Here is a 21,480-nt window from a genome sequence, read left to right as displayed (position 1 = left end):
ACTAATACTGCGCTTTCAGTTGCTTACAAATTAATCTTCAAAATAGGTATAGCCTTCAAGGCCTGCATTAAGCTCAGCTAAGTAACCTTCTTTACACTGCGCTGATATATCAAGTTTATTAACTTGGTACGCAAAGTTGTCAGCTAAAATGGCGCTATCATAGTCAACAAACTTTAATACATCCTTAACGCTATCACCTTTTATAGCATTGGTTAACACATAACCTTCATCGTTAAGCTCTACGTGCACTGAATCAGTGTCACCAAATAGGTTATGTAAATCGCCTAAAATTTCTTGATATGCACCCACCATAAACATAGCAATGTGGTATTGCTCGCCGTGTTTATATTCTGGTATTGGTAGGCTGGTTTCGATACCAGCGCCTTCAACGTATTCGCGGATTTGACCGTCAGAGTCACAGGTAATATCTTGAATAATCGCGCGCTGAGTCAATGGTTGAGTTAAGTTTTCGATTGGCATAACCGGAAACAACTGCTGAATACCCCATACATCAGGCAATGACTGAAATAATGAAAAGTTAACAAAGAGTTTATCGGCAAGCTTTTCGTTTAAATCGTCGAGGACTTCACGGTGCGCGCGCGCGTTATTACTAAGCGATGCACGTACACGATGTAAAATAGTAAAGTAAAGCTGCTCTATTTTCGCCCACTCTAGCATGCTTACTAAGCCATGCACGTACTGATCGTGCGCTTCGCTAAATAAGTGCATAGCGTCGTGATAAATCTCAAGTGCCATACGCGGGTTTAAACGCTGTAAACACTGCCACATTTCATCAAGCACTAACGCGCTATTTTCAAGCGGTGGCTCTGGATTTAAATGATTGGGCGCTTTTTCTACGTCAATTACATCGGTAATTAATACCGCATGGTGAGCGGTTAAAGCACGCCCCGATTCGGTGATAATGGCCGGATGCGTAAGGTTATGCTGATCGCACACTTCTGCAAATGCATTCACTACATTACGCGCATACTCTTCTACGGTGTAATTCATTGAACAAGCACTACGCGAGCCAGAGCCCTCGTAATCAACGCCTAAGCCGCCGCCCACATCAACGGTATTTAACGGTACGTTTAATTGTGTAAGCTCAGCAAAGTGGCGTGCACATTCACGTAAAGCACGGTGAATATCACGAATGTTGGCAATTTGAGAACCAATATGAAAATGCACCATTTGCATTAAGTGCAGCTTATTATGCTTTTTCAGCACTTCAACAGCACTTAGTACTTGGCCTGCCGTTAAACCAAACTTGCCTTTTTCGCCGCCCGTGTTTTGCCACTTGCCTTTGCCTACTGAATTTAGGCGAATACGAATACCAATAGCAGGTTCAATGCCTAGGTTGTCTATTTCTTCAAGTAGTGTGGTTAGTTCTGAAAGCTTCTCTACCACAATTTTTACGCTGTGGCCCATTGCTTGACCAATACATGCTAAGCGTAAAAACTCACTGTCTTTATAGCCGTTACACACTATTGTGATTGGCTCTTTTGCTACGCCCAAAATAGCCATAAGTTCTGGCTTGGAGCCTGCTTCTAGGCCAACAAGCCCGCTTGGATGCGCTAATAGCTTACTTACTACAGAACGTTGCTGATTTACTTTTATTGGGTAAACACAGGTGTATTTTCCGTTATATTCACGATTTGCTCGCGCTTGCGTAAACGCGTTAGTAAGGGTGTCTACACGATTTTTTAAAATATCAGTAAAGCGTACTAAAACCGGCAACGTTAAACCTTGTTGTTTAAACTGCTCAGTTAATTGCGTTAAAGAAATGGCCGGTTTTGTTTGGTCGCCATCTGGGTAAGCCACCAGTTCGCCTTGTGCGTTAATATCAAAATAACCATCACTCCAATGAGCAACGTTATAAGTGGCGCGTGCTGTTTCTAAACCCCAGGTCATGGCAACTCTTCTTTAGTCAATTAGGTATAAAGGCGCATTTTAATACGTCACTATCCACTAGGCTAACAAAAATTGAACTTTCACTCACTCCTAACTAACTTTATTCGTCAAATCAGTTAAAATGTCATTGAGCAAAACGCCAAGCACTGGCAGAATTGCCCCTTTTTCATACTCAACCTAAAAAAGTGTAATAGTAACTATGGCAAATTTAGATCAAAGTAAGTGGTTTACTGAAATTAGCGACCGCGATGGCAGCGCATTTTCATTACGTATTAATAAAAAGTTAGATGAAAAACAGTCTCCTTTTCAAAAGGTAGAAATGTTTGAAACCACAGACTTTGGTAATTTAATGATCATCGACGGGTGTACTATGGTAACAACCCGCGAAAACTTCTTTTATCATGAGATGATCAGCCACCCTGCACTTTTAGCGCACCCAAACCCTAAAAACGTCGTTATTATTGGCGGCGGCGACTGCGGAACTTTACGCGAAGTATTAAAACACCCAGGCGTAGAAACTGTAACGCAAATAGATATAGACGAAGTAGTAACGCAAATGTCGTTAAAATACTTCCCAGAGCTTTGTGAATCTAACAACGACGCCCGTGCAACGGTTATGTTTGACGACGGTATTAAATACATGCGCGAAGCCGCTGGCGAATCTATCGACGTGGTTATTGTTGATGGCACCGATCCGGTGGGTCCAGGTGAAGGTTTATTTAATCATGCGTTTTACACAAGCTGTTTAGATGCACTGCGCCCAGGTGGTATTTTAGTACAACAAAGCGAATCACCTCTTATGCATATGCCATTATTAGTTGAAATGCGCGAAGCAATGCTAAGCGTAGGCTTTAACGATTTACAAACACTGCCATTCCCGCAACCAATTTACCCAAGCGGCTTATGGTCAGTAACACTTGCGCGTAAATCACAAGCATTTGACGGTTTTAGAGAAGACGGCGCAGCACAAATAGCTGAGCAAAGTGAATACTACAACAGCGGTATTCATCATGGTGCACTCGCTACACCTAACTACATGAAACGCGCTTTTGATAAAAAGTAATACTAATGCACTTTAGGCTTTGTTGACTTCTCAAGGTTAAAATTGCATTAAAAAAGGGACTTTTAAAGTCCCTTTTTATTTTTATAATGACGATTCAAGCTGAACTCTAGCTAGCAAATAATATAAATACAATTATATTTCAAAACCTTAAAGAGTTATCTAACCCGATAATCAGCTTATTTAAACTTTAAATCGATGCACTAAGTGATTTAGCTCATCTGTCAATTGTTCCATGTTTTTAGATACATCTTCAGTAGTTCGAGCAAGCGCTCCCCCTTCTAAAGTTTGATCGTTTAATGATGATAGGTTTTGACTTATTTCATCTGCAACCGTTGTCTGCTCTTCAGTCGCTTGCGCTGTTTGCATCGCCATATCATTTACTTTAGTAGACGAGCTTTGCATTGCATTAAGCACATCATTAGTTTGACTAAACGAGCCAACCGCATCATCTGCAAATTGCTTACCTTCATCTATCGCTTTAATTGATTGTTCTACGCTCGTTGCAAATTGCTCTATCATTTTTTGAATATCGTTTGTGCTTACTTGCGTGCGTGTAGCCAATGTTCTTACTTCATCTGCTACCACAGCAAAACCTCTGCCATATTCACCAGCTCGCGCGGCTTCAATAGCAGCATTAAGCGCCAGCAGATTTGTTTGCTCTGCAATTGCACGAATAACCTCAAGTACTTTGGCAATGTTATCAGAACTTTGTTGTAGCTCTGTAGAGCGCGCCATAGCTTGCTCCATATTTTGCGACAAAGAAATAATACGAGAACTAGAGTGCGCAACCGCTGTTAGTCCTTGCTGAGCTAAATTTAACGATTTATCAGCTTCTGTTGATGATTGCTGAGCAACACCTGCAACTTCTCTACTTGCTACACTCATCTCATGCACTGCACTTACTATTGACTCAGAGGCTTGGCTGAGCGTTTGATTTACAGCATTGTTTTTATTTGCAACCTGACTTAACTCACCTCCTAATTCACTTAGTTCTTTTGATTGCTCTAAAATATCGCGAATTAATTGCTGTAAGTTGTCGAGAAAACGATTGAACTGCGTTGCAAGTTCAGAAAATTCATCTTTAGACGTTATAGCGATCCTGCCAGTTAAATCGCCATCACCAGAGGCTATATCGTTAATACGAGAAGTTACATAGTTAATTTGCTGTGTTAATTGCTTAGGAATAAGGTAACTAAACCAACACGCCACTAATAAAATTAATATGACGAAAATAAGCATAGTTAACTTAGTTGAAGCAATTGTGTCTGATAGTTTTTGAACTTCTTCAACCGATGTTTGCTCTGCTAATTCACCAGCTTGATCAAGCGTAGCTCTTAATTCGTCAAATGCTTTTTCTGATTGAGACTGTTTTTTTAGATTTGTTTTATCATTCATATAGGCCAGTGAAGCGTTTAACCAAGTATTATAAGCACCATCAAAACCGCGAAGCCCATTTATAGCTTTTGGATAATCCGATAACAAAGTTAAGTACTGCTCTAACCTTTGTGTTACTTGCTCGGCATTTTCTTTATGCTTTTGCAAATAAGCTTCTTTATTGTCGTTATGTGCGACTAAATTTAACTCAGCAACCTTTGCTTGATACAAATCCCTGTCGGCACTCAAAGCAAGAGACACAGCCTTAATAAATTTATCGGATTGCACATCTAATGCATTTTTTTGTAAGTTAATTAAGTATGAATACCCAATAATTAACGACAAGATAGCAATACCTAAAATAACAATAGGAAAAGAGACTTTGACGCGGATACTATTCAAATTCATTAATTACTCCAAAAAAAACATATTTAATACCTACCTTTTTGATAATAAATCTAGTTTATAAAACCTAAAATCGCCATTGAGCGTTTAGCGTTATTTGCTGCTGCGAGATTCGTTCATTAAATCCAATTGGCTCTCTATTTTTTGCAACACTTTTAAGTGCAGAACCTTCAACCCCTATTTGTAGTTTATTAGTGAGCTGGTAGCGCCATGTTACGGTTAAACCTTCCCCATTGCTTGCATTAGGATCAAACGCAGTAGTGTCGTTATCTGTCACTTTAAAGTAATCGTAGCGTACAGAAACTCGATGCTTGCCTTCTTTATGGCTTAACATTAAATAATGGCTGTAAAAGGCATTATCTATTAAAGCATTAGCGCCCATTTCGGTTTTACCATTAAGTACCTGTGCTATAAAGCGGGTTTTATTATTAAACTTATAAAGCCAAGCGGCGCTTGTAAAGCGAGTATCCCAAGCATACTGCCCTGTACTAATATTAAGTGTGGTTGGGTCACCGTTATTGTTGTAATAATAAATTCGAAATTGTGATTTTTTTAAGTAATCCCAGTGTACGCCAGCGTAATAGCCAAAACGTCCGTCTACTTCTTCAAACGGTAAAACCTGATTAGCTTGCCAGCGTAATTCATACGTATTTAATGCCGCTACAGGCGCAAATTTAACACTTTCGTTAAATGTAGTTTGCCTATCGTGTAATGCAAAACCACGCCAAGCAAGTAAAGTACCGGCAGGGTCATTGCCTTTAAATGTAGCACCTACAAAACTAAAGCTATGAGCGCTGTTAAAACGTTTTGCTGGGCGCTTAATAGTTACCTCTGCGCCAACAGTGCGTACTTCCTCGCCTATCCAGCTATTAATAGCTGAGTTTGTATAGTTATAAGGAGAAGTCCATCCTATATCAGGGTTTTCAAGCGACATAAGTGGATAAAAGCCCCCTACACGCACATGCCATTTATAGTTGCTGTTAGATAGCGGCTGATACTTTATATAAGCTTGCGTAAAACCAAGGCCAACGTCAGGATCTTGATTCGCATTTAACACCCCATGAGCCGACCAACTAGATGCTAAATCAACATTAAAATCTAAAATACCTTGGGATAAAATAAGTTCGTCGCTTTTAGTATCGTGCCGATATAGCCCAAGGCCGCCCTCTTGGAAGCTACGTGTATCGTCACCCTGCACGGCTCTAATTTGTATCAAGCCTTTTACTTGTGCATACAATGCATTACTAAAACATAAAGCACCGGCTAAAAATATCAGCCTCGTTAAACGATTAATAGTCATCAAATTCATCCGTAGCAAAGTCAATTTGCTCCGCAATTTCCTGCTTTACTTTATAAGTGATCGGGTTAGTAGCCACAGTAATAGTTTGAGATTCAACCTTACTAATATCACTAAACCCAGAATGCCAAACACTTAACGTGTATTCGCCTGCATTGGCATTTAAATCAACATGACCATTTTCATCAGTGATTGCAAAAATAGAACTATCGACCACCACAATATAACCTAACATCCAATCATGAATATTACAGCCAAGCTCAACAACCCCTGTTTGATCAAAAGTAATGGGCGCTTTTGGGTGCTCCTTATATAGCTTTAATTCAAATGTTTTAGCTTTAGAAAATGAATAAACATGATGCATGATTGAGTCCGCATTCGGAAACTCTACCTTTGCATTTTGTGGGACAACTAAAATACGCGGCTTAAATTCTCGATTTTGCTGGGTCATCGCATAAGGTGCTTCTGGAGGAATAACGCTAGAGGAATCTCCTGCAGTTAGCCACACAACAGCATTAGGTAATGGGTCATTATTAGCATTTTTAATTGTTATATTTGCTGCAAAAACTCCAGTACTAACACTTAGTAAAAATACACAAAGTAAGCTTTTTATCATTTTCTTGTCGCTATTATCAATTTGTTTACATTATAGACCGATTAAACCACTAAATTCTTTCTATTTTTTAAAACATTGAATACGTATGTAGGCAGTCGTATTAATCATCAACAGTCATTATCCTTAAATGTCACCACCGACTCATCTAAGGACACACCATGAGAATCCCTGCACTTGTGCTTTTAGCCTTTGCTAGTAATAGCTACGGACAAACTGTAGAGCTAAAATCGCCAGACACACAAATAACAGTAAGCATCTCTGACGAAAACAACACGCCAAGCTACGCCATAAAATTTAAAAACAAAGCGGTTATAAACAAATCTTTACTGGGGTTTGAATTTAAAACACAAGCAGCTTTTAGCGATGGCTTTAAAATTAAAAGCATTGAACAACAAAGCGTTAACTCGCAGTGGCAACAACCTTGGGGCGAACGCCAAAACGTTGTTGACGAATATAACGAAGTAGCCGTTACCTTTACAAAAAACGAGCCAAATAAAGGTACCTACACTATTCGATTTAAAGCATTTGATAGTGGTGTAGGTTTTAGATACGAAGTGCCACAACAAACCGGCTTCGAACATACAGAAATAACTAAAGAGTTAACTGAATTTGCAATAAACAATAGCCATGATGCAACAGCATGGTGGATACCTGCTCGTGGCTGGAACCGCTACGAATATGTTTATAACACCACCGCGCTTAACGAAGCTCCACTAGCCCACACACCATTTACGTTTAAAACAAGTGACGGTACTCATATTAGTATTCATGAAGCCGCTCTTGTTGATTACGCGGGTATGGTGCTTAATCAGCGCCGTCCAGGCACATTTACAGCCGACTTAACCCCTTGGTCAGATGGTATTGCCGTTAAAAAGCAAGGCGCTTTTAAAACACCATGGCGCACCATTCAAATAGCCGACAGCGCTGTTGGCTTAGTTAATTCAGATATAATACTAAACCTAAACGAGCCTAATAAACTCGGTGACGTGTCGTGGGTTAAACCTGGCAAATACGTCGGTATTTGGTGGGGTATGCATATAAACACGCAAACTTGGGGTAGCGGTAAAAAACACGGCGCCACTACGCAAACCACAAAATACTATATGGATTTTGCAGCGCAGTATGGTTTTGATGGCGTACTCGTTGAAGGCTGGAATATTGGCTGGGATGGCGATTGGTACTTTAATGGCGATGTATTTAACTTTACCAAACCGTACGATGATTTTGATATAGCAGCACTGACTCAATACGGCAAAGAAAAAGGCGTACAGCTCATTGGCCATCACGAAACATCAGGCAATGTAAGCAACTACCGAGACCAAATGGAAAATGCCTTTACACTTTACGAAAAATCAAACGTCAGCCAAGTAAAAACAGGTTATGTAGCCGATGGCGGAAATATAAAACGTATAGACAAAAACGGTATTGCTCGCCACGAATGGCATGACGGCCAGTTTATGGTTAACGAATACCTTTATAACGTAAAACTTGCAGCTAAACATAAAATTAGCATTAATACTCACGAGCCAATTAAAGATACAGGCCTGCGCCGTACTTATCCAAACTGGATTGCGCGCGAAGGCGCACGCGGACAAGAATATAATGCATGGGGTTCACCACCTAATCCACCAGAGCATGTACCAATGCTTGCTTTTACCCGCATGCTTGCAGGACCAATGGACTTTACGCCAGGTATTTTTGATATGAGCTTTAATGGTTTAGGAGGCGATACAAACCGCCCACAAACTACACTTGCCAAACAACTCGCACTTTATGTTGTTTTGTATAGCCCAATTCAAATGGCTGCCGACTTACCTAAAAACTATTTGGCTAAGCCCGATGCGTTTCAATTCATTCAGGACGTACCAACAGATTGGCAGCAAAGTATTGCTATTGATGGTGAAGTAGGCGACTTTATTGTATTCGCTCGTAAAGAACGTAAAAGCACTAAATACTCAGGAAACGATTGGTACCTAGGTGCTGTTACTGACGAGAAAGCCAGAACAATTGAGGTGAAACTCGACTTTTTAGAGCAGGGCAAAAAGTTTGAAGCGCAAATTTATAAAGATGGTAAAAACGCAGAGTGGAAAAACAATCCGTACGATATAGCTATCGAAAAACGAATTGTAACTGCAAACGATAAACTAACGCTTAAATTAGCCACTAGTGGCGGTACAGCTATTCGTTTTAAAGCACTTTAATACAATAAAACCCCTGTATTTATTGTGCAGGGGTTAATACCTTGATTGGCAAATATACTTGTGCACTTAAACCGCCTTCTGGGCGGTTTTCTAGTTTTACTTTACCGTCGTGCATATCAACAATGCGTTTAATAATGGCAAGGCCTAAGCCACTACCTTCACTGCCACGTGCAGCATCGCCTTGCTTAAAGGGCTCGAACACAGACTCTAATTCGTTTTCAGGGATCCCAGGACCACTATCGTTTACAGCGATAACTACATACTTTTTGTTTGAATTAAAGTAGCTAAGTACTTCAATATCGCCCTCAGAATAACGCAGTGCATTACCAATCATGTTGGTAATTACACGCTTAATAGCCACAGAGCTTAACGGTATATTGCCTATATTTGGATTACTTTTAAACGTAATAGTACGTTGATGCTGAAGCTCAGAATTGACAACCTCGGCAACTAAAGCATTTATATCTTCGCAACTTAGTTCTTCACGTTTATGGTGGCGTAAATACTCAATAAACTGATCGATAATCCCGTTCATATCTTCTATATCGTAAATAATACCTTCACGAAGATAGTCGTCTTCATCAACCATCATTTCGGTGGCTAAACGGATACGCGTAAGCGGCGTACGTAAATCATGCGATACACCAGCCATTAGTAAACGGCGGTCGTTTTCAAGTGCGGCAATTCCGCGTGACATTTGATTAAACGCACGCGTTACTTCTATTACTTCTGTTGAGCCTTCTTCTTCTAATTTGGTAGAAAAATCGCCTTTACCCACTTTCACTGCAGCTTGTTGCAGTGCTTTTAATGGCCTATTAAGGTGCCTTGCAAACAACCACCCACCCAGCACACTTAAAAAGCCAATACTTGATAAGTAAAAAGTTAAAAACTCTAAGTTATTCTCTTTAAAGCCTTTAAGCGGCACTTTTACCCAATAACCTGGCGCTTGCGGTGCTTCAACCCAATAAATCAATGGATCAGTTTGGCTAATACGTACACGAGAATAACCACCAAGTTGCTCAGTCATGCTACGCGATAGCATAGAATATTCGCGGCTTTGCCCAAGTCCTTGACGCATTGCTTCGCGCTGAGTCATGACCTCAATGCCAGTGATTTCAAAAAACTTCGCAGATACTTCGTCGTTTATTTCAACGCCATCTTCCCAGTCAATGAATACTGTTTTAATTTGCTTAGCAAGCATCAAGTTAACTTGCTCAATAGTTGGTTTTACAACATAAAAACTAACCGTAACATACGACACTATTTGATTGATCAGCAGCAACGCTGCCACTAAAAATACAGTTTGCCCAAACGCACTACGCGGAAAAAAACCCATAAATATTACTTTTCACCATCGGGAACAAACACATATCCCAAACCCCAAACGGTTTGAATATATCGTGGATTAGCAGCATCTACTTCGATCATGCGGCGAAGTCGCGACACTTGCACATCAATGCTTCGCTCAAGCGCACTGTAATCACGGCCACGCGCTAAGTTCATTAGCTTATCGCGACTAAGTGGCTCACGTGGATGCGAAACAAGCGCTTTAAGCACTGCAAACTCACCACTGGTAAGCGATATTGTTTTATCCCCTTCACTCATTTCGCGCGTTGCTAAATTAAGCGTAAATTTACCAAAAGCGATTAAGTTTTCTTCAGCAGCAGGTGCGCCTGGCACTTCTTTTGCGCGGCGACGTAAAATGGCTTTTATGCGAGCAAGTAGCTCTCGTGGATTAAATGGTTTTGGAATGTAATCGTCAGCGCCAAGTTCAAGGCCAATAATGCGATCTACTTCGTCGCCCTTTGCAGTAAGCATAACAATAGGAATTTCATTTTCTTTTTGGCGTAGTCGGCGGCAAATAGATAAACCATCCTCGCCTGGAAGCATTAAATCGAGAACCATTAAGTGAAAGTTTTCACGCTCTAGGAGTCTATCCATTTGCTCCGAGTTTCCTGCGGTTCTAACAATAAAGCCTTGCTCTACTAAGTAACGTTCAAGCAAACTGCGTAAGCGCATATCGTCATCAACAACTAATACTTTTGTGGTCTCGTGTCCCATAATCTCTTTCTTATTTTTATATCCAATTACTAGTTAATATAAATGAAAAACTTAATAATCAAAAACTAATTACTTGCTTAGATTGTTACTGAACATTTCAAAGCTTCCTTACTCGTACTTTATTAAATTTTACGCTCGACAAATTTTGGCAAATTTAATAACGTGCACACCATTAGAGTTAATAAAGAATTGGCCATGAAAACAAATTTAGTTACCCGCGAAGGTTACTTGCAATTACAACAAGAACACGATCAACTATGGAACGTAAAACGCCCAGAAGTAACAAAAATAGTTAGCTGGGCAGCCAGCCTCGGAGATCGCTCTGAGAACGCAGACTATCAGTATAATAAGCGTTTACTGCGCCAAATTGACCGCCGGGTACGCTACTTACGCAAGCGCATACCTGATTTAAAAATTATTGACTACTCTCCCGTGCAAGATGGAAAAGTATTTTTTGGTGCATGGGTTGAAATTGAAAACGAAGAAGGTGAAGTTAAAAAGTTCAGAATTGTAGGTCCTGATGAAATTTACGACCGTAAAGATTACATATCAATAGACTCACCTATGGCGCGTGCGTTGATTAAAAAACAAGTGGACGACGAATTTGAAGTGACCACTCCTCAGGGAAAAAAGCAGTGGTATGTAAACAGTATCGATTACCAAAAAAAGAAATAAAAAGTTTTGATTCAGATCATGTTAACTTTTGATTGTGTAAATTAAAGCAATAAGCTATAACTGAATTATTCAAGTTGATTTGTTTAATTTGAAAGCAGTTAATTAAGGTCGTGATTATGTCAAACATAGTACAGCGCATATTTAGTAATGCCGTATTGTTTGCACTTTTAATGAGTGTAAGTTTGACCCTGCATGCCAGCAACACTGACGTAAACCTTGATAACGCTAAACTATCTAATCACTTTATTACTTGTGATATTCCTGACCAAGCAAACCTCGATTTTGACGTGGACTCTCACGTTAACACTATTACCTATAGGTCGCCTCAACCACTTCCTAATGTCGTAGATTCTTTTTATAAGAGCACTAATCTAAACAGACCTTTTAGCACTGCATACCAACGCGGACCACCTAGCTATTTAATTTAATTCATTATTTTACAACTTAATTAAATTTTATAACTACTAAGGTGACTACTATGTCTAACTTTAAAGAATTACGTACCCAAAATATTTCTCATGGCGTTATTGCTAGCACATTTGCAGATGATCAACCATTAATCGATTTATCTTCTCCAGCGCTAAAAATGGTGAATAACTTTACTCAAAAAACACCTATTCGTGCAGAGCATGGAACAACGATTACAGATGCGCTTAAACAAGTAAGTGCACAACAATCTGACTTTGTTTTAGTAACAGACGAACACCAAAAATTAATTGGCCTAGTTTCTAGCGCCGATTTACAAAGCTCTAAAATTACTATTATTGCAGAGCGCTTAAATATGCAACGAAGCGAAGTAAGCTTACGTGACATTATGACACCAGTTAGCCGCCTTACAGGTGTAAGTATGCAAAGCTTAAGCTACGCATGCATTGGTGATGCGCTGCAAACGATGGAGCATCAGGGCACAATGTTTTTATTAGTTACAACAGCGAGTAACGAAATTTGTGGTTTAATTTCAGCTCGCCAAATAGCTAAAACATTACATATTCCTGTACATATCTCACCTATTGCTCACTCTTTCAGTGAGGTATTAGAAAACATTGAGCACCCTCACTAGGGCGCTCTTTTAGTTGAATTGATTTGCTCCCGACCCAACCATCTTAAAGCAAGTAAAATAGCTTGCTTTAAGAGCTTTTCATTACTACCTCCTGTGATATTATTCAAGCAATTAACAGCGCCAGTAACACGCTTCTGGTCTTATTTTATTGTATAAAAAGGTTTTTGCATGAGCGATATCTCTGCACGTTTAGCCGGTGAGTTAAACGCACAGCAGCAACAGGTTGTTGCTGCAACAAAGTTACTTGATGAAGGCGCAACTGTTCCTTTTATTGCCCGCTACAGAAAAGAAGTTACAGGCGGCCTAGACGACACCCAATTACGCCTTTTAGAGCAGCGTTTATCGTATTTACGTGAACTAGAAGAGCGCCGTAGTTTTATTTTATCGACAATCGAATCGCAAAATAAACTAACGCCAGAGCTAAGTGCCGATATAACTAATGCACAAAGTAAAACAGAACTTGAAGATTTATACCTACCATATAAAGCTAAGCGCCGCACTAAAGGCCAAATAGCAATTGAAGCTGGTTTAGAGCCTCTTGCAGATGCACTATTTAAAGATGCTAACCTTGACCCAGAGCAACAAGCAGAGCAGTTTGTAAGTGCTGAAAAAGGTTTTGCAGATACAAAAGCGGTACTTGAAGGCGCTAAATTCATCTTAATGGAACGCTTTGCTGAAGACGCAAAATTACTTGCTAAATTTAGAAGCCACATTAGCCAAAATGGCGCAATTGAAAGTACTGTGATTAAAGGCCAAGAGCAAGCCGGTGCAAAATACCGTGATTACTTTGAGCATCAAGAACTTCTTAAAAAAGTACCTTCTCACCGTGCGCTTGCAATGCTTAGAGCCCGAAATGAAGGTGTACTTCAGTTAAATATAAACCCTGAACCTAGTGCTGAAAATTCAGCACAATTATGTGCAAACATGATTGCTGAGCATTACCGTTTAGATATTAAATATAAAGCGGCAAGTCCTTGGTTATTAAACGTTGTTCAATGGGCGTGGAAAGTTAAGCTAGGGTTACACCTAGAGAATGAGTTTTTTGCAGCAATGCGCGAAAAAGCAGAAGCCGGTGCAATCGATGTATTTGCTAAAAACTTAAAAGATTTATTAATGGCTGCACCTGCAGGCCCTCGTACTACTTTAGGTCTTGATCCAGGCCTACGTACTGGCTGTAAGATTGCCGTTGTTGATAGCACAGGTAAATTACTAGCTACACAAACTATTTTCCCTCATGCACCACAAAATCATTGGGATAAATCTGTGCGTACGTTAGAGCAACTTTGCCGTCAGCATAAAGTTGAGCTAATTGCGATTGGTAACGGTACTGCATCACGCGAATCAGATAAGTTGGTTGCAGAGCTTATCAAAGCAAACAGCGAACTTAAACTTAGTAAAATTATGGTTAGCGAAGCAGGTGCATCGGTTTACTCAGCTTCTGAATTTGCAGCTAATGAATTTCCAGATTTAGATGTTTCTATACGAGGGGCTGTCTCTATTGCACGCCGCCTTCAAGATCCTCTTGCTGAACTTGTTAAAATTGAGCCAAAATCAATTGGTGTTGGCCAATACCAACATGATGTATCGCAAAGCCAATTAGGCCAGAGCCTTATTTCAGTAGTTGAAGACTGTGTAAACTCAGTAGGCGTAGATTTAAACATGGCCTCGGTACCACTACTTACACGTGTATCTGGTTTAAACAAAACATTAGCGCAAAATATCGTTAATTATCGCGATGCTAACGGCACATTTACTAAACGTAGTGAGCTTAAAAAGGTTGAGCGTTTAGGGCCAAAAGCATTTGAACAAGCGGCTGGTTTTTTACGTATCAACAATGGTAGCGATCCACTAGATAACTCATCAGTTCACCCTGAAGCTTATCCTGTTGTTAAACGTATTTGTGAACGCAATAGCTTAGATGTCAGTAACCTAATTGGTAACAGCGACTTTTTAACTAAACTTGCTGCTAACGATTACACTGACGAAAAGTTTGGCTTACCAACCGTTACCGACATTATTACTGAGCTTGATAAACCTGGTCGAGATCCTCGCCCTGAATTTAAAACAGCTGAGTTTAAAGCCGGTGTTGAAAAAATTAGTGACCTAAAACCAGGTATGATTTTAGAAGGTGTGGTTTCAAACGTTGCTAATTTTGGTGCGTTTGTTGATGTAGGTGTTCACCAAGATGGTTTAGTGCATATTTCAGCAATCACGAATAAATTTATATCAGATCCGCGTGAAGTTGTTAAAGCTGGTGATATTGTAAAGGTTAAAGTTGTTGAAGTAGACGCTGCACGTAAACGCATAAGCTTTACTATGCGCTTAGATGACGATATTGACACAAGTAATAAGTCAGCAGCTCCAGCTACGCAAAAGCCACAAGCACGTGCTAATAATTCGCAACCTCGCGCTGCAAAGCCTAAACGTGACAACGGTAATGCGTTAATGGGCAATGCATTTGCCGATGCGTTCGCTAATGCTAAAGTAAAAAAATAATACTTGTACAAATAAGCTAAAACGAAAAAAACCGCGTAAGCGGTTTTTTTGTGGTTATGTTTTGCTAAATTATTAACTTAACGCTGAAAAACTACTTTGGTTCGCTGGCGATGTAGCCATTTGATAAAAGTTAGCAATACGCCCCGCCCGTGCCTCAACATCGGCATCACGTGTTTGCTCATCACTTTTAGCTGTTTTTGTATCGCTGCTTTCATCGCTAGAGAATGACGCTTCAAGTTTACTTTTTGCGTCTTCGTCGTCTTCTTTTTCAGGTTGTGCAAGCTCAGCTTGAGCCGCTGCTAGCTTTTGCGTAGCATCTGCAGCAATAGAGCGATCAGCTCCCGAAGGCTCTGCAGGCGCTAATGCGGCAGCGCGTACCGTTTGCATTTTTTCTATAGTCGCTTGCGGGTCACCCGGAATTTCTGATACATCTATTTGTACTTCTCCGCCAACTGCGTAGTTAGTACCATCTGGGCCACGTTGATATTCATAGCTTGGCGAGCCAGCATATTGCCCGCCCACAGAAGCGTGTGCTTGTTCGTGTATTCGTACTTCAGTATCCCGTGCTTTTAGCTCTGTAATTTGTTGTTGTTCTTGTTCTAATTGCAGCTCTTCTTGCTCAGATTCTTTTTTCTCGATTGCTTCACTTTCTTGCTCAGTGCCCTCTGGATTTTCTGGGTTTCCATCGCGCTGCTGAACTGACTTTTCGTCTGCTATTTTTCCCGTTGCGTTATACGTCGCACCATCGCTACTGCCTGGCAATTTTGCTTTTTCAGCATCGCTTTGCGCTTTAGTTTCAGTATTACTCGCACTGTTTGAAGCGGGAGCAGGAATAACTTCGCGTAGCTGGTTGTCACGCCGTGCGGTTTCCGTATAAACATTTGCGGTGTTTATATTGATAGACGGAAATGGCGTGACAATATTCATAATACTAAACTTTAATATCGATTAACGTGCCAAGTACATCATCGGCAGTTTGAATTGATTGCGTGTTTGCCTTGGCATTAAACTCTTCAACTTTTAAGTTAACAAGCGCCTCATCAACACGAGCTGGTTGTGCTACTGGTGCAGTAATGGCTTCTTCAGGGCGTGCTGCGCTAAGCTGACGTTGTTGCGCTAATTGCGCGTCATCTTGTTGTTCTATACTAGCACGGTTAATCTCAGCACTGGCTTTTTCAATACCTTGGCTAGCGCGATTAAACCCTTCTACACCACTATTAAATACTGATCCGATTGGCATATTAAAACCTCCACCAAATAAACGTTGTTTAATTATCGCTCAGGTTCTGCTCAAAATAAAGCTTTAAACAGCGCTATTCTTAGCTCTATTTTAAAGCATTGATTTAACGACAGATAAAAATTCACTTTTATGAGAAATAAATGGTGCATGGGACGCTTTATCTAGTACTTCATATTCAAACTCAGTATTTAGTGCTGACATTTTGCTAATAGCTTTATAAGGTACTAAAGCATCAAGGCGGCCGAATACTCCCCTAATAGGGACTGGGCAATGAGTAAATAAGTCACGTAAATCGTCGTTTTGTAAAATATCTAAACCAGCACTCAGGGCATCGCTTTGGGGTGCGCTGTACTGATTTAGCAATTGTTTAAGTTGCTTTATATCATCACGCGCCGACTCGCTACCCATTGCTTGAATAGCTAAAAAGCGCTCTATTGTTTTTTCTCGATGATTAACTAACTGCTCTTTAAACTGCGCCAATACATTCGCTTTTATTCCAGGCCAGTTATATGCCTCAGCAAAAAAAGGAGTCGATGCTATTAAAATAACTTTAGATACTTTTTCAGGCCAATGCTTAGCAATATAAAGTGCAAATAATCCACCTAACGACCATCCCATTAAAATGCTCTTCGGCTTTAATTGCTTACTTAAAATTTCTGCTGCATCATGCAAAGTATAAGGGCTTGGGCACACATCGCTATTACCAAACCCAGGTAGGTCAAGGCTACGTACATTTCCTGAATATAAAAACTCAAGTTCTGGCTGTACTAACTGCCATACGCCCTGATTCATTCCCCAACCATGTAATAACACTAACTCATTTTGCATATTTGCCTAACCTTTACCAAACTTAGGCTCATCATAACGTTTAGAAAGGCGATTGCAATGCAAGGAGCGAGTCTGTGAAACAAGCCGTTTTAAATTGGTTATTTCCCTCTTATTGCGTGCAGTGTCAAAACTCGATTACGACCTCTTTAGGGCTATGTGATTATTGCCTTGAAGATTTACCATTGTTTGATTTTAGTAAGCATACGAGCTTATTGCATCGACCTGATATTATTGAGATGTTTCCTAATTGCGAGTTTGATAAATTATTTGCATGCGCTTTTTATCAACCTCCCTTTGAGCATTGGCTTAAAAGGCTAAAATTTAATAATCAAATTCATTATAAAAAGGCATTGCAGCAAATTATACAAAAACAGTTAACGCAGTTTTTTGAGCAAAGCCCTAATTTGCCAGATACCTTTATTATTTTACCTCTTCATAAAAGCCGCTTTATTACTCGCGGATTTAATCAGGTAAGCCAAGTATGGCAACCCTGTTTAGCTAATTACGCCCCACTAAGTAATGTTCTTATTCGCGATAAAAAAACACAAGCTCAGTCGGAGCTATCCAAAGCAAAGCGTATAAGAAACTTAAAAAATGCCTTTATTTGTACACAAGACATGGCAGGTAAAACAGTCGCTATTGTTGATGATGTGATGACGACAGGGGCAACATTAAACGCAGCTACTAGTGCACTAAAACAAGCAGGCGCTAAACAAGTGTGGGCTTTTACAACTTGCTTAACGCCTATTTAATTATTAAAAAGTATTAAACCAATCCGCAATAATACTTAATCATTTTGCGGGGCTAAACGTGTCGCTACCTGTGTTAAAAAATTCTCATTTACGACTGCATGGATGCAGAAGGTAGAGCAATCCAGGAGCAATTGCCGAGAACAACTAATTAGCGAATTTTTTGCCTAGCTATCAACACGTTTTTCCATCCTCAAAATAGATTACTTAATTAAGCTAATTGGTATTATTCGCCATTTGCACGAAACGTATGGCCAAAAAATAAAGCGTTGCTTAGTAGTCGACTAGTCCCATACCAGTAACCCCTAAATACAGGGTCGTCGGTCATACCTATCACTGTACCTCGCCCGTATGAGTGCGCAATTAAGCCAGCACCACCAGCAACTTGCTCAACATTAACAGCATCGGTAAAACCCGCTAACAATGGCTTTTTAGTATAGGTAAGTACATTTACGAATGGCGCATCGGAAGCTTCTAGCAACCAAGTACTGTTTTTGAATACGGGCAATGTATTGCGTTTAAGTGAAAATGTAAGTGGGTGAGTTAAATCTACATTAGTATTAAAAATAGCTCCTGCAATGCGTTGACGCCCTGCTAAATGGTCCTTATCGGCGTAGCTTAAACCTTTTGTTTTAAATGCACTCGCTACATCTTGTCGTGATAGATAGCTTGCTTTGAGTAATTGCTGATCAGCTAAAAATTTAGCACCGCCTTTATGGCCCCAAATAACGCCGCCTTTTCTTACCCAGCTTTTTATAGCCACTTTGTCGGTATCAGATAAGCTATTGTAGTTACCATGAGCAAGTACTATATGGCTGTAATTACTGAGTTCAATAGAGTTTAAACGCTCCATTTCAACAATTGTTGGCGCAACACCTACAAAGCGATCGAGGTAATACCATACTTCCCCAGCTTCGTACTGGCTTACACCTTTACCACCTACCAATAATACTTTTGGCTCGCTAACAACCGCCATTGTACGAGACCCTAAATCGGCTCCTTTGCATGTAAGCCCTGAGTTAATAGGCTTGATTGCAATTCCAAACTCGTTTTGTGCTTTATTTAATATTCCCACCCAATCATTATTCGTTTGTAAGCCTGCTGGCACAATAATACTACCAGCATCAAAGCTTACTTCACTTGAGTTTGATTTGGCTGTTAATGGGCTTAGCGCTACACGCGCTTTAATACCTTGCTTTAACAGGCTGTTTAGCATTTTAGGTGCTAGGTAATCATCCCACGAAAAGCCAAACGCATAGCCTTGCTCAAGTGAAGCAAAAGAAGGTTTTACCGCTTTTTGCCACGGTTTACTTGCAACCTCTAAACCCCAACTGCTTTTTACTTTTGCAAAAGGTAAGTTAAACGCATGCGCTAAAGTCCAGCCAGATACGTCATAAAAGGTGTTATCAGCAAAGTTTTTTTGCTCGCTAAAAATAGCTTTTATTAGGCGGTACTGTGGCTGGGCTAAGGGCACAAAGTAGCTATTGGTTGTATAGTTGTTGCCATTTGCCTTGAGTGATTTAGTAAGCGAAAAAGCATCTATTTGATGCTGTTTTAACAACCCTAAAAAATCTTTAATACGAGTGTTGTCATCCGCGCCCTCAATTACATAACCTTCAAAGCTTTCATCACTGGCTAAATCAGTAGCTTGATTATAAAACTTAGCTTGGTAATCAAGTAATGCTTGGCGGTTATCAACAGCGGCTTTAAAGGTAGATAAACTCGTTAATAGTTGATTTTTAATAGTAAAGGGAAAGCTCAAAGGTCCATTTATGGTGTCTTGGATATGCCCGCGAGAACTGGCTTGCTCAAATAAAATACCTACACCACCATTTACATCGGGATAGGTTGAACCTTTACCGTAATAGAAGTCGTCAAAGCTTTCTTCGGTAAAGTACAGTGCGTTGTTTTCATCTAACGTTTTTGCGTGATAGTTAGCAATCGCTTTAGTTAACGTTACATTTTCATCCGGTGTTATAGGATGCTTACGACTAGGGATACCTGGCTGAAAAAAGTAACTGCTGTTTGGTCCCATTTCATGAAAATCTGTTAAGACATTTGGTTTCCACTGATGAAATTTAGCAATACGCGCGCGCGATTCAGGATGTTGTAGTAATAACCAGTCACGATTTAAATCAAACCAGTAATGATTGGTACGGCTACTTGGCCAGTTTTCAACATGTTCACGGGTTTTAGGGTCGCTTGATAAGTTCATACCTCGGTTACTGTTAGCCCAATTAGCAAAACGAGCAAGTCCGTCAGGATTAAGCGAAGGGTCGAGTAAAATAACCGTGTTATTTAATAACTCATCTATTTCAGCACCTTGTGCAGCAGCTAAGTAATATGCCACCAGCAAAGATGAGTTACTACCTGATGACTCATTACCATGCACACTGTATCCCATCCATACAACGGCAGGCTGTTTTGTAGAATTAGCATCTGACCCATCGTTACTTAAGCGTGCTAAGTGAGCTTGGCGTGTCTGCTCTATGCTTGATAACTTGTCAGCTGCTGTAATTGTTAGCATGACAAGTGGGCGTTGTTCATGTGTGCGGCCAATCACTTCAAAATTTATACGGTCGCTTTTATCAGCAAGTATTTCCATATAACGTACGAGCTGATCGTGCCTCACATGCCACTCTCCTACTTCGTAACCGAGTACTTGCTCAGGGGTAGGAATTGAAGGGTCAAATTTTACATCTTGTTCAAAATAATACGAAAGTGGCTTAGCTACACTTGAAAAGCTAAGCAACACCACCATTAATGTTAATACCAAACGCATATAAATCACTCAAAAAATGTTCGTTGTTTGCACGCTACCATTGCTTAAAATAGATGCCAACTTTTTACGCTCAACACTAGCCGCAACACGATGAGCGGAGTATGATACGCAGTATCCGAGTAATTTAGTCAAGTATAGATGGTTTTATGATTTCTATTTCCGAAACAGCGCAAGCGCATTTTGCTAAACTATTAGCAGATCAATCACAACAAACCAATATTCGTGTGTTTGTTGTAAACCCTGGTTCATCACAAGCGGAATGTGGTGTGTCTTATTGTCCAGAAGACGCTGTAGAAGCGAGCGATATTCGCCTAAACTTTAACGGTTTTGATGCCGTTGTAGATGCAGAAAGTGCGCCATTTTTAGAAGAAGCTGAAATCGATTTTGTTACCGACAAAATGGGTACTCAGTTAACGCTAAAAGCACCAAATGCAAAGGCGCGTAAAATAGGTGACGATGCATCGTTAAACGAACGTGTACAGCACATGCTAGAAACCGAAGTAAATCCACAACTTGCTAACCACGGTGGTCAAGTAAGCCTTGTTGAGATTACAGCTGCAGGTATAGCTATACTTCAGTTTGGTGGTGGTTGTAACGGTTGTTCTATGATCGATGTAACACTAAAAGAAGGCATTGAAAAAGAAATGATAGCTAAGTTTGAAGAAATCACAGGTGTTGCTGATATAACAGAACACGAAGCGGGCGATCACTCTTACTATTAG

At 40.2% G+C, this 21,480-nt stretch carries 18 protein-coding genes; 8 read left to right on the top strand and 10 right to left on the bottom strand.

What is annotated here, in order from left to right:
* Positions 1-30: 30 nt before the first annotated feature.
* Positions 31-1,911, bottom strand: a complete 1,881-nt coding sequence (gene speA / locus H5120_RS15880) for a biosynthetic arginine decarboxylase (protein WP_182675479.1) — start codon at positions 1,909-1,911, stop codon at positions 31-33.
* Positions 1,912-2,110: 199 nt separating this feature from the next.
* Between speA and speE the strand changes: the two genes are divergently transcribed.
* On the top strand, positions 2,111-2,974 hold the full coding sequence (gene speE, locus H5120_RS15875) for a polyamine aminopropyltransferase (RefSeq protein ID WP_008138747.1): 864 nt from the start codon (positions 2,111-2,113) through the stop codon (positions 2,972-2,974).
* A 180-nt stretch (positions 2,975-3,154) separates the two neighbouring features.
* Here the strand turns inward: speE and H5120_RS15870 are convergent, their stop codons facing one another.
* The 3 genes from H5120_RS15870 to H5120_RS15860 form a co-directional block, all read right to left on the bottom strand.
* Positions 3,155-4,756 carry a methyl-accepting chemotaxis protein gene (locus H5120_RS15870; RefSeq protein ID WP_182675478.1) on the bottom strand — a complete coding sequence of 534 codons (1,602 nt, stop codon included), beginning with the start codon at positions 4,754-4,756 and terminating at the stop codon, positions 3,155-3,157.
* Positions 4,757-4,820: 64 nt separating this feature from the next.
* Positions 4,821-6,053 carry a hypothetical protein gene (locus tag H5120_RS15865; protein ID WP_182675477.1) on the bottom strand — a complete coding sequence of 411 codons (1,233 nt, stop codon included), beginning with the start codon at positions 6,051-6,053 and terminating at the stop codon, positions 4,821-4,823.
* A complete protein-coding gene (locus H5120_RS15860; RefSeq protein ID WP_024596788.1) occupies positions 6,043-6,666 on the bottom strand; it encodes a plastocyanin in 624 nt (207 codons plus the stop codon). The genes H5120_RS15865 and H5120_RS15860 overlap by 11 nt, the downstream gene beginning before the upstream one ends.
* 158 nt (positions 6,667-6,824) lie before the next feature.
* Between H5120_RS15860 and H5120_RS15855 the strand changes: the two genes are divergently transcribed.
* The gene (locus tag H5120_RS15855) at positions 6,825-8,867 is read left to right on the top strand and encodes a glycoside hydrolase family 97 protein (protein ID WP_165724141.1); all 2,043 of its coding nucleotides are present in this window, start codon (positions 6,825-6,827) and stop codon (positions 8,865-8,867) included.
* Positions 8,868-8,886: 19 nt separating this feature from the next.
* Here the strand turns inward: H5120_RS15855 and envZ are convergent, their stop codons facing one another.
* Positions 8,887-10,203: a two-component system sensor histidine kinase EnvZ gene (gene envZ, locus H5120_RS15850; protein ID WP_182675476.1), complete on the bottom strand. Its 1,317-nt coding sequence runs from the start codon at positions 10,201-10,203 to the stop codon at positions 8,887-8,889.
* Between the two features lie 5 nt (positions 10,204-10,208).
* On the bottom strand, positions 10,209-10,928 hold the full coding sequence (ompR, locus tag H5120_RS15845) for a two-component system response regulator OmpR (RefSeq protein WP_002959552.1): 720 nt from the start codon (positions 10,926-10,928) through the stop codon (positions 10,209-10,211).
* Positions 10,929-11,123: 195 nt separating this feature from the next.
* On the opposite strand from ompR, the gene greB reads away from it, so the two are divergent.
* The 4 genes from greB to H5120_RS15825 all read left to right on the top strand — a co-directional run bounded on the left by greB (position 11,124) and on the right by H5120_RS15825 (position 15,159).
* Complete coding sequence (greB, locus tag H5120_RS15840; RefSeq protein WP_002959554.1) at positions 11,124-11,603, top strand: transcription elongation factor GreB; 480 nt, start codon at positions 11,124-11,126, stop codon at positions 11,601-11,603.
* Between the two features lie 116 nt (positions 11,604-11,719).
* Positions 11,720-12,031, top strand: a complete 312-nt coding sequence (locus H5120_RS15835) for a hypothetical protein (protein WP_024595748.1) — start codon at positions 11,720-11,722, stop codon at positions 12,029-12,031.
* A 50-nt stretch (positions 12,032-12,081) separates the two neighbouring features.
* Positions 12,082-12,663, top strand: a complete 582-nt coding sequence (locus tag H5120_RS15830) for a CBS domain-containing protein (RefSeq protein WP_024595749.1) — start codon at positions 12,082-12,084, stop codon at positions 12,661-12,663.
* 168 nt (positions 12,664-12,831) lie between these two features.
* Positions 12,832-15,159 (top strand): Tex family protein, encoded by a 2,328-nt coding sequence (locus H5120_RS15825; RefSeq protein ID WP_182675475.1) that lies wholly within the window; start codon positions 12,832-12,834, stop codon positions 15,157-15,159.
* 72 nt (positions 15,160-15,231) lie between these two features.
* Here the strand turns inward: H5120_RS15825 and H5120_RS15820 are convergent, their stop codons facing one another.
* The 3 genes from H5120_RS15820 to bioH form a co-directional block, all read right to left on the bottom strand.
* A complete protein-coding gene (locus H5120_RS15820; protein ID WP_182675474.1) occupies positions 15,232-16,086 on the bottom strand; it encodes a putative metalloprotease CJM1_0395 family protein in 855 nt (284 codons plus the stop codon).
* Positions 16,087-16,090: 4 nt separating this feature from the next.
* Positions 16,091-16,399, bottom strand: coding sequence for a hypothetical protein (locus H5120_RS15815; RefSeq protein ID WP_149594701.1), 309 nt, complete (start codon positions 16,397-16,399; stop codon positions 16,091-16,093).
* 90 nt (positions 16,400-16,489) lie between these two features.
* Positions 16,490-17,227, bottom strand: a complete 738-nt coding sequence (bioH, locus tag H5120_RS15810) for a pimeloyl-ACP methyl ester esterase BioH (RefSeq protein ID WP_182675473.1) — start codon at positions 17,225-17,227, stop codon at positions 16,490-16,492.
* Positions 17,228-17,301: 74 nt separating this feature from the next.
* On the opposite strand from bioH, the gene H5120_RS15805 reads away from it, so the two are divergent.
* Positions 17,302-17,979 (top strand): ComF family protein, encoded by a 678-nt coding sequence (locus tag H5120_RS15805; RefSeq protein WP_024596110.1) that lies wholly within the window; start codon positions 17,302-17,304, stop codon positions 17,977-17,979.
* A gap of 223 nt (positions 17,980-18,202) precedes the next feature.
* Here the strand turns inward: H5120_RS15805 and H5120_RS15800 are convergent, their stop codons facing one another.
* A complete protein-coding gene (locus tag H5120_RS15800; RefSeq protein WP_182675472.1) occupies positions 18,203-20,758 on the bottom strand; it encodes a M14 family zinc carboxypeptidase in 2,556 nt (851 codons plus the stop codon).
* A gap of 146 nt (positions 20,759-20,904) precedes the next feature.
* Here H5120_RS15800 and nfuA point away from each other — a divergent pair, with 146 nt between their 5' ends.
* Entirely contained in the window at positions 20,905-21,480 is a 576-nt protein-coding gene (gene nfuA, locus H5120_RS15795) for a Fe-S biogenesis protein NfuA (protein ID WP_002959571.1), read from the top strand.

The organism is Pseudoalteromonas sp. SR43-2 (genome assembly GCF_014163885.1).
Classification (GTDB): Bacteria; Pseudomonadota; Gammaproteobacteria; order Enterobacterales; family Alteromonadaceae; genus Pseudoalteromonas; species Pseudoalteromonas distincta.
Note: the sequence above shows the minus strand (reverse complement) of the source record. Positions and strands in the feature narration are given on the sequence as shown.

What these genes read in the sequence shown, in the direction of transcription:
- H5120_RS15815 (WP_149594701.1), bottom strand. Translation starts at nt 16,399, where the DNA reads ATGCCAATCGGATCAGTATTTAATAGTGGTGTAGAAGGGTTTAATCGC.
- H5120_RS15855 (WP_165724141.1), top strand. Translation starts at nt 6,825, where the DNA reads ATGAGAATCCCTGCACTTGTGCTTTTAGCCTTTGCTAGTAATAGCTAC.
- H5120_RS15825 (WP_182675475.1), top strand. Translation starts at nt 12,832, where the DNA reads ATGAGCGATATCTCTGCACGTTTAGCCGGTGAGTTAAACGCACAGCAG.
- envZ (WP_182675476.1), bottom strand. Translation starts at nt 10,203, where the DNA reads ATGGGTTTTTTTCCGCGTAGTGCGTTTGGGCAAACTGTATTTTTAGTG.
- bioH (WP_182675473.1), bottom strand. Translation starts at nt 17,227, where the DNA reads ATGCAAAATGAGTTAGTGTTATTACATGGTTGGGGAATGAATCAGGGC.
- H5120_RS15835 (WP_024595748.1), top strand. Translation starts at nt 11,720, where the DNA reads ATGTCAAACATAGTACAGCGCATATTTAGTAATGCCGTATTGTTTGCA.
- H5120_RS15830 (WP_024595749.1), top strand. Translation starts at nt 12,082, where the DNA reads ATGTCTAACTTTAAAGAATTACGTACCCAAAATATTTCTCATGGCGTT.
- H5120_RS15820 (WP_182675474.1), bottom strand. Translation starts at nt 16,086, where the DNA reads ATGAATATTGTCACGCCATTTCCGTCTATCAATATAAACACCGCAAAT.
- H5120_RS15800 (WP_182675472.1), bottom strand. Translation starts at nt 20,758, where the DNA reads ATGCGTTTGGTATTAACATTAATGGTGGTGTTGCTTAGCTTTTCAAGT.
- H5120_RS15870 (WP_182675478.1), bottom strand. Translation starts at nt 4,756, where the DNA reads ATGAATTTGAATAGTATCCGCGTCAAAGTCTCTTTTCCTATTGTTATT.
- greB (WP_002959554.1), top strand. Translation starts at nt 11,124, where the DNA reads ATGAAAACAAATTTAGTTACCCGCGAAGGTTACTTGCAATTACAACAA.
- ompR (WP_002959552.1), bottom strand. Translation starts at nt 10,928, where the DNA reads ATGGGACACGAGACCACAAAAGTATTAGTTGTTGATGACGATATGCGC.
- H5120_RS15860 (WP_024596788.1), bottom strand. Translation starts at nt 6,666, where the DNA reads ATGATAAAAAGCTTACTTTGTGTATTTTTACTAAGTGTTAGTACTGGA.
- speE (WP_008138747.1), top strand. Translation starts at nt 2,111, where the DNA reads ATGGCAAATTTAGATCAAAGTAAGTGGTTTACTGAAATTAGCGACCGC.
- speA (WP_182675479.1), bottom strand. Translation starts at nt 1,911, where the DNA reads ATGACCTGGGGTTTAGAAACAGCACGCGCCACTTATAACGTTGCTCAT.
- H5120_RS15865 (WP_182675477.1), bottom strand. Translation starts at nt 6,053, where the DNA reads ATGACTATTAATCGTTTAACGAGGCTGATATTTTTAGCCGGTGCTTTA.
- nfuA (WP_002959571.1), top strand. Translation starts at nt 20,905, where the DNA reads ATGATTTCTATTTCCGAAACAGCGCAAGCGCATTTTGCTAAACTATTA.